Raw genomic sequence first — 13,918 nt, forward strand, 5'->3', positions numbered from 1 at the left:
AAGACGTGTCAAAAACCGTAGGACATCCCGACGTCTCTTATGCTCGATTGCTGGGGAGACGTCCGACAACCGACACTTACTGTCGGGTTTGTCGCGTCCGCGTCACAGGAAGGGCGCCTGAGTTCGCGATGCACTCACGCGTAAAGCAATGAACAGAGCCAAAGATGTTCAGAGCTTGCCGCGGAGCAACTGGCACGATTTTTGTGAAGCCTTCGTTGCGGCGGCAAAATTGCCGGCCGATTCACCTTTGGGTTGCCCTCGCAATCGAAGAACGAAGGAAAGCAATATGATCCATCAGACCCGCCTTGGTGGGAAAGCAGCACCGCCGGTGGTACCCGAATGCTCGATCGGCCGATTGGCGCCGACCACCCAACAATCGCTCGCTACCGGCGATTGGCCGCTGACCGCCCGGAGACAGGATTCGACTGGCATGTGCCTGACGATCGATCGCGTCCGCCGTGCACATCCCTGAGGCCCGTTTTTCGATCGATCGTCAAAAGAAGAACGGGGCAGGGGTAAAAACATGGATCAGCGCAAGAAGCGGTCGCCCAACGAAATCCGGCGTGCGTGGGAAGTCTGTCCGAACATTCCCGCGCGTGATTTCGCCGCCCAATTGGCCATTTCGGAAGCGGAACTGGTCGCGGCCCATTGCGGTTTCGGCGCGGCACGCATCGACCCGCGCGTCAATCACCTTCTGACGGGCCTCGAATTCGTGGGCGAAGTGACGGCGCTGACCCGCAATCAAGGTGCCGTGCACGAAAAGATTGGCGTCTTCAACAGAGTGATAACCGGCAACAATCACGCCATGGTCCTTGGTGACGAATTCGACCTTCGCGTCTTCCCGCAGGCTTGGAGGTATGGTTTCGCTGTTGAAAGGCGCCATCGCGGCGGAATCCAGCGCAGTTTGCAATTCTTCGACGCCGCCGGCGCAGCAGTGCATAAGGTGCATCTCAGGCCGGTCTCCAACCTTCATGCCTATCGAAAGCTGGTGGCCGAGCTCGTATCCGCCAACCAGGAGCCGACCATGTCGCTTAAGGCGAGAGTAGCCGACCTGGGCGCGAGGACTGCGGACTGGGCCGGCACGGTGGACGACCTACGCGAGTACTGGAGCCGGCTGACTGACGTCAACCTTCTAAAGACGCTCAAGCTCAGCCGCTGCCAGGCTTTGCGCATGGTCGGCCAGGATTACGCTTGGCTGCTCGACAATGCCGCAGTTGGCGCCGTGCTCCAGCGTGCGGCCGAAGACGAATTGCCGATCATGTGCTTCGTCGGCAACCGAGGTTCTATCCAGACCCATTCCGGCTTAATCAAGTCGGTCAAGCAGATCGGGCCGTGCATCCATGTGCTGGACGAAACGTTCCGGCTGCATCTCAGGACCCACCAAATCCGTGAGGTTTGGGCCGTGCGCAAGCCGACCAATGACAGTCACGTCACCTCGCTCGAAGCATATGGGTCCGACGGCAAGATCATCATCCAGTTGTTCGGTGCGCGCAAGGAAGGCGAACGCGAGCGCGACGACTGGCGGGTTCTGGCGGAAAACCTGCCTCGTTTCCCCGACAGCTACATGAGAAAAGACCGATCGTCGTCGGTGGGACGCCGGCGCCCATCTGCCTCCGCAGCCAGTAGCCGGGCATTGAAGCCGAGACCGGGGACACGATGACGCAATAAGCGCGCTGTATTATCGCAACGCGATGAGCAGGAAGCAATTTGGCGCTGCCCCATCGACCGCATGGTTACGACGAAGCCGCGGCCTTTGGGCCGAGCTCAGAGGTGACAATAGCGTGAACGCCGCCGACCGTCACTCCCCACCAGGCGGTCAGGTTTTGCGGTTCGGGCCGAGCAAAAATACTGTCAAGACAGCGAGGAACGTGGCAACCGCGCTGTAGACAAAGACACTGGCAATACCCGTGTGATCCACCAATAGGCCACCGCAAGTTGTGCCGGCTGCGATGGCCACTTGGAAGGTTATGACCATCAGTACACCAGCGCTCTCGGCCTGTTTCGGAGCGGCGCGTAGCACCATCCATGTCTGCAATCCGACCGGGACCGCGCCAAAAGCAAAGCCCCATACGGCAACTGCAATTGCCGAGGTCAAGGCCGATGCTCTCATGGTCAGGAGCGAGACAGCGGCTACGGCAATGAGCAGGGGCGGCAGGGCCGCGACCGCCTTGAGACTGTGTTTGGTGAGGAATGCGCCGGCTAAATTGCCGAAGACGCCGGCCGTGCCAAAAGCAAGGAACACGAGCGGGATTGACTTCTTGTCGAGCGCAGGAACGCTCTCGAGAAAGGCGCGGATGTAGGCGAAGCTGGCAAAATGGCCGGAAGCGACCAATAGCACGACTAGCACCGCAACCTTCATCGCCGGATTCTTCGCGACATCCAGCGGACTGCGGAATCTGCGCACTTCGATCGGAGGCAGTGGCGGAATGGTTACGAGTTGCACGAGCAGCGCAACGGCACTCACGATTGCGGCGACCTTGAACGAGGCTCGCCATCCCCAAATGTCACCGACATAAGCGCCGATTGGAGCCGCGCAGACGGAGGCGACAGAAACGCCGGTGAGGATGACCGACATGGCGCGCGGCATGAGGTGACTTGGAACCAGCCGCATCGCCAACGCTGCCGAAATTGACCAAAAACCACCAAGCGATATGCCAAGGACGACGCGTGCCGCCAGCAAAACCGGCAGCGACCCCGCAACCTCCGCCAGAACGTTCGACAGGATCAGCAGGAGCGTCATCGCCCAGATGACGACCCTGCGGTCCAGACGCTTTGTCACGATGGCGATTATCGGTGCCGAGATCGCCGCGACGATTGCGGCCGCTGTTAGCGCCTGTCCAGCCGTGCCCGTGGTGATACGGAGATCATGCGCGAGCGGTGTCAGAACGCTGGCGGGCAGAAACTCTGCCGTCACAAGCCCGAAGGTGCCGAAGGAAAGCGAAATGATGGCACCCCATGCAGGGCCAGAACGTTGATAGGGACTTTCTGGGTCAAGCCGATCTCGGTCGAACAAAGCCGCGTCCACTAAATCTGTCGCCGATTCGGTCATGAATGAGTTCTCCGGCTAGGAGCTGTTGCAGCAGGGGTGGCTACATCGCCGGGGATCAAAGCCGCGAGACCTTCCGGCGGCGGCCAGTCGGCATCAGTCGAGGCCTCGGAGCCCGACGCATCCGAGGCCTCATCGGAGGGCCGACGGACCCAACCGTCGACAATGCGGGAGAGTTCTCGGCGCGGTCGCATCGATCGCATTCGTCGAAGTGCGGTCTGTTCACTGCGAACCAAGCAAGCCGAACGCGGTGTCCTCGATCGAGGCCTTGATGGGGGGATGATCGACGATCTCTATATTGCTTTGAAGCAGGAAGTTCCGTCGCCATATGTGGTTATCCTGGCAGCCAGAATTGAGCGGTTGTCGCAAGCACCAAGGCGGTCGCAATGAGTGCAACGAGGCGGAAGTCTGATCGATGGCTGCGGTTCGATGGCCGCGCGATCGACAAAATTGAGGTGATGAGTTATCCCTTTTGAAGCCGTTGCTCCCAATTCTGGGATAAGGTAATTGCAGGCGGTCCCAGCAACGTCGGGCGGCCTTTTTGGTGATCGAATTCATGGGACGACACTCTCGGTCCGTGACGCATCTGCGAATGACTCCGCAAGTTCCGTGCCATCAACGACAAATCTGGCTCTGCTGAGCGGGTGGTGGAGGCACGAGCGTGGGCTATCCCAAGAGCTTGCCGCAAGGTTGTTCGAAGTTGAGGTGCCGGATAGACCGCAAATATGTCGGGCGGCCTGGGGTTGGCCAACACGAAGATGCGCAAGTTCAAAAGGACGAGCTGAACCCTTGCCGATATCCATCCGAGGCTGATCTGGAGAAGGTCAAGAACTGCGTCTTGAAGGCTTCCGCCGCACCGGCAAATGCTAAGCCAAGGTGCTGGGCAAGATGGACAGGGCCATCCAACCCGTCGACTGGACGCTCATTAATGGCGTCGGTGTGGCTCTGTAGCTGGCGAGAAAAACGCCCTGCTGAAAGACAAAAGCTCGTGTGGCCGGCTCTGAAGGACGGCCAATGAGGCATGCGAGGAGAGGCTATAGTCCATTCGTGTAGACTGATCTTGTCCTACGGAGGCGGCTAACCACCCCGCCAGACATCATCGAGGGGAGCGCCACTAGGCTCACCCCAAGTGTTGGTCGTTTCCACCTGGTGACCTCGGCCAAGTCACCAAGCCGCTTAGCGCAAGCTTTCGAACTGGATGCTCCCCGGGCACATGATCGGCTAGCGATCCCACCAGTTGAGTTGCTCCAAGTCGCTGTCTAGCATTCTACATTCTGTGTCCGACGCTGGACAAGAATGTTGCAATCCCGACCAGCAAGTCAGCGCAGGCGCCACCTGTTGCCCAGCAAACGGCAAGGATTATCGAAAGACGAATTCGGCACGGAGCTTGCACCGACGATTGCATGCAAATGCCGACAGCATCTCATGAACGGTCTCTCGATTCTGGCGCGGTTAAATCGCGGCCGGTTCCAGATCATGTCCCGCCCGAAATGGTGAGGGACTTCAACCTGTTTACGTCGCCCGGCATGTTGCCGACGGCTAACGGGGATCCGCATGCAGCGGTTGCTTGCGTTCATGCCGGGCCTCCGATCTTTTATTCAACCAGCAACACGCGCGACGGTCGGGGTACCTGGGTCATCACTCGCGCGAGCGACCAGCGCCGGGTGCTGCAGGACACCGAAACGTTTTCCAGCCATCGCAGCATCTTCGCCTCTGTGCTCGGCGAGAGCTGGCCGATGATCCCGCTTGAGCTCGATCCGCCATTCCACGGTGTTTTTCGCTCACTGCTCAATCCGCTGCTTTCGCCAAAGCGGGTAATGGCATTGGAGCCGGCTGTCCGGGAACGAGCGATCAAGCTGATCGACAGGATCGCCGCATCAGGCACGAGCTGCGACATCATGAAGGATTTTGCAGTTCCGTTCGCGGTCAATATCTTCCTTCGCTTTATTGGGCTTTCGGACAACGGACTAGAAACATTTGTCGGCTGGGCTAGAGATCTGCTCCACGGCGATAAGGAGCAACGACCACCCGCAGCCCGGACGATCGTGGCCTTCATCGACGAACTTGCCACCGAGCGCCGCAAGGAGCCGGTCGATGATTTCATGACCTTCATCGTGAAGGCAAAGGTCGAGGGTCGTCTGCTCAGTGACGAAGAAGTCCGTGGCATCGGCGTGCTTGTGTTCGTCGCGGGACTCGACACGGTCTCAGCAGCCATATGCTTCGACTTGGCCCATCTCGCGCGCAACCCCAAAGATCAGGAATTGCTACGAAGCGAACCTGACCGGATTGCCGTCGCTGCGGAAGAATTGCTGCGCGCCTATTCGACCATTCAGATGATCCGAGTGGCAACGAAGGATGTCGACTTCAAAGGCGCGCCGATCCGCAAGGGAGATTATGTTTCCTGTGCCACGATGATTGCCAATCGTGACCCGGCGGAATTCGAATGCCCGAATGAGATCGATCTGGCGCGCGAGGACAACCGGCACGCTGCCTTTGGCTATGGTCCCCATCGTTGTCTTGGCTCACACCTTGCCCGGCGGGAGATTGTCATTGGCCTGGAGGAGTGGCTGGCGCGCATCCCAGCCTTTCGGATCAAGACAGGGACTGAACCTATCACCTTCGGCGGCCATGTGTTCGGGATCGAGAATCTGATCCTGGAATGGTCCTGAAGTTTCAGCCAACGACATTGGAGTTCGCTATGCGTGTCGTCGTACATAAAGCCAGATGCCAGGGTCATGCGCGCTGCTGGGCGCGGGCGCCGAGAGTCTTCAAGCTTGATGACGCCGGCTACATCTTGCCCGGTGATATTGATGTTGCCGATGGGGAGCAACTGCTTGCCTCAAAAGGGGTACGAGCCTGCCCCGAACAAGCTCTGGAAGTTGACGAGCCCCCCGCTAACTCAGTTGTAGAGAGAGACACACGCAAAGTGCAGACTGGCATCGGGAAGGACAAAACAATCATACAATTCGCGACAGACCCTGTCGACCACGCGAAAATTACCGAACTGCGTGACCGAGAGGCGATCCGCAACTGCCTGTATCGGTACTGCCGCGGGATAGACCGCGCCGATGAGGCGGCGCTGCGTAGCGCATACTGGCCCGAAGCGTATGACAGGCACGGTCCCTATTGCGGACCGGCAGAGGACTTCATCCAATTTGCTCTCGGTCTGCCGGGGCACCGTAACATCCATCAAATCACGAACAGCCTGATCGACTTCATCAGTTCAGCAGAGGCCGCGGTCGAGAGCTATTTCACCGCGCTGCAACGCGGACCGGATACAGACCAAGAAATACGTCAGACGCTGCTTTGCGGCCGTTACTGCGATCTGTTTCAGAAGAGGCAGGACGAGTGGCGAATTGCGGAACGGACAGTCGTCTACGATTGGGTTGAGGAGCAAATCCCGCCAGCGATTCTTGAGGCAGATAGGTTCGGCCGGCGACAGCCGATTGGAGCACCACATCCAGACGATCCCATCTACCAGTTGCTCAAGGGTCACATCCCCACCGACCAAGATGGCGTCGAGGGTCCCCAACTGGGAGCTGCATAAGTGGGTAGGAATGGAGGATGAGCGCCCTACGGGAACGACATCTGTGTGGGGCCGCGACTGGCGGTCACTGCAACGATTTGGCTCGGCCCTTCATTCCGCCCAAGGTTGATGGGCTGAGATCACAAGCGGTCATCGTGGAGAAGCTCTCGTGAAACTGGCAGCACGCACCGTAATCATCACAGGCGCTGCGGGCGGGATCGGCCGTGCCCTGGTCGATATCCTTGCCGCGGACGGAGACACTGTAGTTGCGGTGGACCTTCCGGGCAGTGGTGTGGTTGAACTGGCTCGGGATCTCGGGTCGCCGCACGTCGGTCTGGAGTGCGATGTGTCGCGAGAGAAGGACATGCTCTCACTTTTCGGCCAGGTCGAAGCACGGTTCGCGCAAATCGATGTCCTCATCAACAATGCGGCGGTTGGACCCACGATGGATAGGATCATCGACACCGCTGTCGATACCTTCCGACGCGGCGTGACAGTGAACCTTATTGGGCCATTCGTTATGGCCCGGGAAGCGGCGCGGCGCATGAAGCCGGGCGGTGCGATCGTCAATGTGGCTTCGATGGCGGGCGTGGTCGGCAATCCCAGGCGCAACGCCTACGCAGCCTCGAAAGCTGGCGTGATCTCGTTGACAAAGTCCCTTGCATGCGAGTGGGCTATGCGAGGAATCCGCGTCACGGCGGTGGCGCCGGGCTCCGTCCGCACCCCAATGGTCACAGAACTGGCACGCGCTGGCAAAATGGACCTCGCGGCGATACGCCGCCGCGTGCCGATGGGGCGCTTGGCTCGCCCCGACGAGATCGCCAGGGTCGTGCGTTTTCTGAGCAGCACGCAGGCGCGCTACATCACCGGCTCGGTGCTGGCAGTCGACGGAGGCTGGATGTCATTCAACCAGCCGGGGGATGCTCACCCGCCGGTGGATGGTGCGCTCCAAGCCGAGCTCTCCTGTCCGGCCGAATGCACAGATGCGCGAATCGTGCTCGTCACCGGTGGCGCAAAAAGCATTGGCGCGGCCGTCGCTCGCCGCTTTGCCGCGAACGGCGACACCGTCGTGATTGCTGATAAAGATGGCACTGCAGCGGCAGAGCTGGCTACATCGCTCCCCGGCAAGCATCTGGCGAAATCGCTGGACGTGGCCGTCGAGAGCGATGTGGTGTCGATGTTCGAAGAACTGAGGGGACGCTTCGGGTATATCGATGTTCTGGTCAATAGTGCTGATACCGCCGACAGGATTGTGCCTGCGATCGAGCAACTGTCGAAACAGCTCGAACACGTCCTGGATGTCAACCTTACCGGCGCCTTCACCTGCGCGCGCGAAGCGATCAAGGCTATGCGCCCGGGCGGCGTGATCCTCAATCTCGGGTCGATCGACAGCTTTCTGCCGTTCGCGCCGCGCCATGCCTACGGCGCCTCCAAGGCGGGGATGGATATGCTGACCCGTTGCATGGCGGCCGAACTCGGGCCGGTCGGAATTCGGACAGCCACCGTCGCTCCTGGCCACATCCGCACGCCCGCACTTGCTCAGTTGGCCAAAGCCGGCCGCATCGACCTGACAGCAATCGGACGACGCATCCCCATGGGCAGGATGGGACGGCCAGAAGACGTCGCAGATGCATCGTTCTTCCTTGCTTCGTCTGACGCCTCATACATCAACGGCTCGATCCTCTACGTGGACGGCGGCTGGACCTCGTTCGGTGATGCGGGAAACGCCAGCGAGCTCTATGACGAATGTTTTGCGGAGGCCGCAGGTTAATTGCCAGGCCTTCGCAGGGCGACCGGCCGAGCATTATGAAGCCTCGGCTCCACGACGCACCTGAGGTGCTTGAGATCCAAGCATGCGCATGCCGAGCACATTCCCGGTCGGCTGACGTGTCTATAACGAGGAGAAATCATGGAATTTGCCACTTTCATTCTGGCCGCCCAGCGTGGCTATCACCAATCCTCAGAAAGCGTCATCCGCAACTCCATCGAACAGGCCGTCGCTTCGGAGCAGGCTGGGTTCAACACCGCGTGGTTTGCTGAGCACCACTTCAACAATTACAGCCTCATACCATCCCCGCTGATGATGGTGGCGCACTGCGGCGGCTTGACAAGCACGATTCGCCTGGGCACTGCCGTCTGCGTGCTGCCGCTTTACCAACCGCAGCGCCTGCTGTCCGAGATCGGCTTCGCCGACATCGTTGCGAACGGCCGTCTCGAGCTCGGCGTAGGCTTGGGATACCAGCAGTTCGAGTTCGAACGGTTCGGCGTGGACATCGATGAGGCGCCGGCCGTCTTTTCGGAATACCTGGACATCATTCTCAAGGGCCTCAACCAAAACGTCTTCGAACACGACGGCCAGTATGAGAAGATCCCCCCAACAGCGATTTCGGTCCGCACAGTCCAGCAGCCGACGCCGCCTATCTGGATCGCTGGCGGAGCCGCACGGATGGCTCGGGCCTACCGCGAGGGGCACAATTTTTTTGTCACAGCCTTCCACGACGGCTTAGAGACTTTGACCACACTGCGTGAATCAGTCGAGAGGGCGGCGGCATCCGAGGAAAAGAACGTCACCGACGTCAAGATATCGCTGCTGCGCTGCTGCTATGCCAGCCACGACGAGTTGGAGATCAACAGCTATCTCGACAATGCCCGCTTCCAGCGCCGGCTTTCTGAAGCCCTGCATCAGCGTCGCCAACAGAGCCACGATGGCTACCTGCTGCAGGAGACACCGACCCAGCAGGATCTGTCCTTCGAGACCATGCGCAAAAATTTGCCGATTGGCAGCGTAAATCGCGTGATTGATCGCCTGCTGGAAGAGATCGATATCTTGAAACCGGACCAGATCGCAGTTCAGACTCAATTGGGCGACTTCGACCAAAAGACGATGCTGCGCCAGATCGAGCTCTGGGGCGACAAGATCATCCCTGCGGTCAACAAGGCGCTTTGTCATGCCGGAAGCTGAAGCCGGCCGTTACGATGATGGCTGCCTATCCAGCGCGCAATGGCGTGGGTCCGAGCTAGGGAGGAGCTTCGATCAGCATGTGCTGCCCTGCGTACATTCACGTTCGCTTGAGGAGGTCCAGGCGGGCGAGGTGTTGGCGACGGAGGGGACAGGCCTTTCGTCTGTCGAATTGCGTGATGTCTTGGCCGCAACTTTCCCGTCTACCTCCAGCAGCGTATTCGCTTTGGAGGAGTTGAGCGAGCCCGAGCCGGAACTGGAAGAGGAACTGCTACGCCGGCTGCTGCTAGCGCATGCTGCGCCGGCCGACCCGGCGAGCGCCCGCTTGGCCAAGATCATCGCCCGGCGTGCGATGCGCATGGACCATCTTTGGCGGGATCTTGGCCTCTCAAATCGCGCTGAGCTCAGCCGCCTGCTTGCCAGACATTTTCCCGCGCTGGCGGCAGGCAACACAGAAAACATGAAATGGAAAAAGTACTTTTACCGCAAGCTGTGTGAGGCCGAAGGCTTTTCGTCATGCACAGCACCCAGTTGCGGGGAATGCCATGACTTCGAAAGCTGCTTCGGCCCGGAGGAAGTTGAGAGTCGCCTCTCGCCGACCACGAATGTCGGTTAGTCACTTCGCTTGATCGCAGCTGCGGACAAACGCTTATCGCGGCGCCGTCGTATGGAGGAAGGGATGTTCATCGCCTCGCGATATTTGGTGACGGTACGGCGAGCGACATCGATGCCGGTCTCCTTGAGTTGAGCAACGATGTCTTCGTCGGAATGTACCTTGTCGAGCGATTCTTCGGCTATGATTGCCTTGATCCGATGGCAGACAGCTTTGGCGGAGTGCGCATCGCCGCCCTCGCAGGATGCGATTGGCGCAGCGAAAAAATACTTCAGCTCGAACACCCCGCGCGGAGTCAACATGTACCTGTTCGAAGTCACCCGGCTTACCGTCGACTCGTGCATGCCGATCTCGTCAGCGACATTTTTGAGACAGAGAGGCCGCAGATGGGCGGCGCCGTGTGTAAAAAAGGCATCCTGCTGGCGCACGATTTCGGTCGCAACCTTAAGGATCGTCTTAGCGCGCTGCTTGAGACTGCTGATCAGCCAGTTCCCTTTTTCCTGGCAATTGTCGAGAAACGCTTTGCCTTCCGGATTTTGCTTGGTCAGCTGCGAGATTTCGGCGACATAGGTGTGGTTGATCAACACTTTGGGCAGCGTGGCCGGATCAAGCTCCACCCGCCATCCACCTTCGGACTTGGGCATTACCCAGACGTCCGGTACGATGGTTTCCGGCGTCCCGGACTGGAACCGGTCTCCAGGCTTGGGATCGAGCGCGCGGATTTCGTTCCTCATGTCGAGGAGATCCTCCTCGTCGACTCCGCAACGCTGCTTCAATCCCTGAAAATCCCCCCGTGCAAGCATCTCGAGATTGGCGACCAAAGCTGCCATAGCCGGGTCGAACCGGTCTTGCTGGCGCAGCTGAATCTCCAGGCATTCGCTGAGAGTTCGCGCAAAAATGCCCGGCGGATCAAATTGCTGCAAGATTCCGATGACCCGTTCCACATCAGCTTGCCGAACGTTTAACGTCCTGGCCAGATCGAAAAGGTTTACCTGAAGATAGCCAGTGTCCTCCAGATGAGCGGCGAGCTGTCCGGCAATCAGCCGCTCCTGGGGGGTGAACGGGTTGAGGGCGACCTGGCGGGCGACATGGTCGTGCAATGTTTCGGTGTGGGCGGTAAACTCCTCGACGGCAGGTCGATCGTTGCCGCTACTGCGTTGCGACTTCCATTGCCCGCGCCCGCCAGACGGCCCGCCAATGGGCGATTCGCCGATTTCGCTTCTGCTTTGACTGCTCCGCTGATCCACCCCTGGCAGCGGCGAATCGTCGTCAAACGGGTCAGGCTTCAAAACGGGGTTCTTCTCGAGTGCCTGCTGCACGAGCTGATGGAGTTCAGTATGCGTCAATCGCAGCAAGCGAATAGCTTCAATGGCTTGAGGCGATAAGACCATACGTTGCTTCTGGCGTTGAAGCAGGCTTGCTGAGAGATGCATGTTGAACCGTGATCTGCCGAGGAGGCTCTAGTGTGTGCTTGGGTTGTGTGAGACTTTCCACTTCTGGGTCATGCCGCCGCCTTCAATTTGTCGAGAACGTTTTGCGGGGATGAAACGCCATAGGGGTCCGTCTCGCAGTTGTCACAGAAGCCTTCCTCCTCGAACCACTGCTCCACCACGCCATCGTCGATCAGAGCGGCGTATCGCCAGGAGCGCATGCCAAAGCCCAGATTGTCCTTCGCGACCAGCATGCCCATTTTGCGCGTGAACTCGCCCGACCCGTCTGGGATCAGCTCGATCTTCTGCAGCCCCAAGGACTTTCCCCACGCATTCATGACGAAAGCATCGTTGACCGAGACGCAGTAGATCGCGTCAATTCGCAGTTCCAGAAATTGATCATAGAGTTTTTCGAAATCGGGCAGTTGGAAGGTCGAGCAGGTCGGGGTGAAGGCGCCAGGCAGCGAGAACAGGATGATGCGCTTGCCCCCGAAATAATCGTCGGAGGTCTTGTTCTCCCACTGATAAGGATTTGGCCCCCCGATCGACTCATCGCGAACACGCGTGCGAAAGGTCACGAGAGGAACGTTCTTTCTATAGGTCATTGATTTGCTTCCAGGCCAAAGTGGTACGGTGCATTTTTCGGTTAAACTGAAGCGGCATCGACTTCGGTCGACAGTTCCGGCAGCCTCGCGCCTTGGCGTGGTTGCCTCGGACCGGTCTTGTGCAAGACCGCCCCCGAGCAGGCACGTTTAACGGCGACGAGCTTCCGCGGAGACGGGGAATTTTGCTCGCGTGCTTTATCGAGCTTTGAGAGGTAGGCATGGTCTGCAACCGTGATTTTGACTGCGTTCTATCGACCGAGTCGCAAGCGCCATGCCAATTGACCCGATGCCTTGGGTTCACTTCGGTTTTTGCAGCAACTTTCGTGTTGTGCAGTAATGCCGGTCGATATTATTGCTCAAGCAGCACTGGAAATTGGGTGCGACTCCGTTCGGCAAACCCGGCCTTTGTCCGAAGCCGGACACGAATGTCGGAAATAGCCAAACGCCAGGATCTGGGGCGGGTTAAGAAACGTTGCCGTGGGCACCGGCTTCAGCACAATTGCGCCACGCGAGCATGGCTCCCAGCGTCAATGCCGTGCAGCAGCGAGACGAAGTCACTGCAGAATATCAACCTCTGCGAAGTCGTTGAAACCCAGCATGTGCGAGCCGTTCGAGGCGCAGATCAAGGCATGCTCGAGGAAGAGCTCGTGCTCTCGGCAGCAAGTGTTGCGACGTCTGACAAGGATCGTCGCGCTTCAAGGAAAAGAACCTGAATGGTGCACGGCTTGTGAAGGCCGGCGCATGGAAATGGCTGGGCTGATCATCCTCCATGAGGGTTGAATGAAGAGCTGGCCCCTATCTCCCTCAGCTGCAACGGGGGGAGATAGGGCATGTCCGTCTATCGCGCTGGGTAACATTCCTCGGTGATGCAATAAGGGGGAGCAATTTCTCATTTCGGCAGACACGACCCAGCTCTCCTTTCATGCGCTGATTCCCCCAGGGGAAATCGCGACTCCAGGCTTCCTATGCAGCGAATCGCGGTGCTGTCCGATGTCCGACAATGTCGGATGCGGATCGTAGCTGGGCTAGATCCGTCACTTTGCCTCGATGGTTTCCCACTGGCCTTATATCTGCTTCGCCCAAATGCGGCGACATAACCTGTGCGGCATCTGTGAATGGATCGACTTCAATCGAGACCTCGGAGGTCCCGATGCGCGAAGGGAGCTTGCCGATATGACGGCCACCATAGCGAACCACGGTCCGGACGACGAGGGGACTTGGATCGGCGGGCCTGCGGCGCTGGGACACCACCGCCTGGCAATCATCGATATCCAGGGCGGCCGCCAGCCGAGGATGCTCCAGGGGGATGGCCGACCTGACTTGGTGCTCGTCTACACGGGTGAGACTTACAACTACCGCGAGCTGCGTCAACAGCTGGCCGGCCTAGTCCATCGCATGAACACGAGCAGTGACACCGAGGTGGTGCTGCACCGCCCCCGCGAGTAGGGCTCTTCGGCGGGTACACTTTTTTCACGAAATCCGTGAATGTTTCTCGCGACATCATCCCGCAATCGGTGGTGCAGCGGGTGAAGAGCCCGTATCCGGCTATCCAGAATGCCGCCTACGACAAAATACTACGTACGCGGTTCACTGTGATGCTGGACGACCTAGTTGTGGAGCTTCAACAGGTTGTCCTCGATCAGGGCGAGGCGACTGATAGGCGTTTTTGACTTTAGGCTGCCATGTGGACGATGCCAATTGTATCTGTGCAGCCAGACAGGCAGTTCGGCGGCACGATG

10 protein-coding genes and 3 pseudogenes are annotated in these 13,918 nt (G+C 59.1%); 9 read left to right on the top strand and 4 right to left on the bottom strand.

The annotated features are described in order from the left end of the window. Nucleotides 1–148: 148 nt before the first annotated feature. Together EOA16_RS26670 and EOA16_RS26675 are read left to right on the top strand one after the other, a co-directional pair. Nucleotides 149–472 (top strand): hypothetical protein, encoded by a 324-nt coding sequence (locus EOA16_RS26670; protein ID WP_126066777.1) that lies wholly within the window; start codon nt 149–151, stop codon nt 470–472. 51 nt (nt 473–523) lie between these two features. Next, a pseudogene (locus tag EOA16_RS26675) lies at nt 524–1,555 on the top strand (ChuX/HutX family heme-like substrate-binding protein); the annotation flags it as partial. A 261-nt stretch (nt 1,556–1,816) separates the two neighbouring features. Here EOA16_RS26675 and EOA16_RS26680 read toward each other — a convergent pair. Then, the gene (locus tag EOA16_RS26680) at nt 1,817–3,049 is read right to left on the bottom strand and encodes an MFS transporter (RefSeq protein ID WP_063169386.1); all 1,233 of its coding nucleotides are present in this window, start codon (nt 3,047–3,049) and stop codon (nt 1,817–1,819) included. 1,487 nt (nt 3,050–4,536) lie between these two features. Between EOA16_RS26680 and EOA16_RS26685 the strand changes: the two genes are divergently transcribed. From EOA16_RS26685 to EOA16_RS26705, 6 genes and pseudogenes are all read left to right on the top strand, one after another. After that, on the top strand, nt 4,537–5,715 hold the full coding sequence (locus EOA16_RS26685; RefSeq protein WP_063169385.1) for a cytochrome P450: 1,179 nt from the start codon (nt 4,537–4,539) through the stop codon (nt 5,713–5,715). A gap of 29 nt (nt 5,716–5,744) precedes the next feature. Continuing rightward, nucleotides 5,745–5,867 (top strand): annotated as a pseudogene (locus tag EOA16_RS33370) (ferredoxin); the annotation flags it as partial. A gap of 138 nt (nt 5,868–6,005) precedes the next feature. Then, nucleotides 6,006–6,593: a nuclear transport factor 2 family protein gene (locus EOA16_RS26690; protein ID WP_050580531.1), complete on the top strand. Its 588-nt coding sequence runs from the start codon at nt 6,006–6,008 to the stop codon at nt 6,591–6,593. 148 nt (nt 6,594–6,741) lie between these two features. Further along, nucleotides 6,742–8,343 carry an SDR family oxidoreductase gene (locus EOA16_RS26695; RefSeq protein ID WP_063169384.1) on the top strand — a complete coding sequence of 534 codons (1,602 nt, stop codon included), beginning with the start codon at nt 6,742–6,744 and terminating at the stop codon, nt 8,341–8,343. A 138-nt stretch (nt 8,344–8,481) separates the two neighbouring features. After that, nucleotides 8,482–9,534, top strand: coding sequence for an LLM class flavin-dependent oxidoreductase (locus EOA16_RS26700; protein WP_063169383.1), 1,053 nt, complete (start codon nt 8,482–8,484; stop codon nt 9,532–9,534). Next, nucleotides 9,521–10,147: a nitrogen fixation protein NifQ gene (locus EOA16_RS26705; protein ID WP_063169382.1), complete on the top strand. Its 627-nt coding sequence runs from the start codon at nt 9,521–9,523 to the stop codon at nt 10,145–10,147. Before EOA16_RS26700 ends, EOA16_RS26705 begins: the two co-directional genes overlap by 14 nt. Here EOA16_RS26705 and rpoN read toward each other — a convergent pair. Both rpoN and EOA16_RS26715 read right to left on the bottom strand, forming a co-directional pair. Further along, nucleotides 10,144–11,577: an RNA polymerase factor sigma-54 gene (gene rpoN, locus EOA16_RS26710; RefSeq protein WP_063169381.1), complete on the bottom strand. Its 1,434-nt coding sequence runs from the start codon at nt 11,575–11,577 to the stop codon at nt 10,144–10,146. The genes EOA16_RS26705 and rpoN overlap by 4 nt on opposite strands. Nucleotides 11,578–11,645: 68 nt before the next feature. Further along, nucleotides 11,646–12,179, bottom strand: coding sequence for a peroxiredoxin (locus EOA16_RS26715; RefSeq protein WP_063169380.1), 534 nt, complete (start codon nt 12,177–12,179; stop codon nt 11,646–11,648). Nucleotides 12,180–13,352: 1,173 nt separating this feature from the next. Here EOA16_RS26715 and EOA16_RS26720 point away from each other — a divergent pair. After that, on the top strand, nt 13,353–13,625 hold the full coding sequence (locus tag EOA16_RS26720) for a hypothetical protein (protein WP_199489650.1): 273 nt from the start codon (nt 13,353–13,355) through the stop codon (nt 13,623–13,625). Nucleotides 13,626–13,786: 161 nt separating this feature from the next. On the opposite strand, the pseudogene EOA16_RS26725 reads toward EOA16_RS26720, so the two are convergent. Further along, a pseudogene (locus EOA16_RS26725) lies at nt 13,787–13,918 on the bottom strand (IS481 family transposase); the annotation flags it as partial.

The organism is Mesorhizobium sp. M7A.F.Ca.US.008.03.1.1 (genome assembly GCF_003997495.1).
GTDB lineage: Bacteria > Pseudomonadota > Alphaproteobacteria > Rhizobiales > Rhizobiaceae > Mesorhizobium.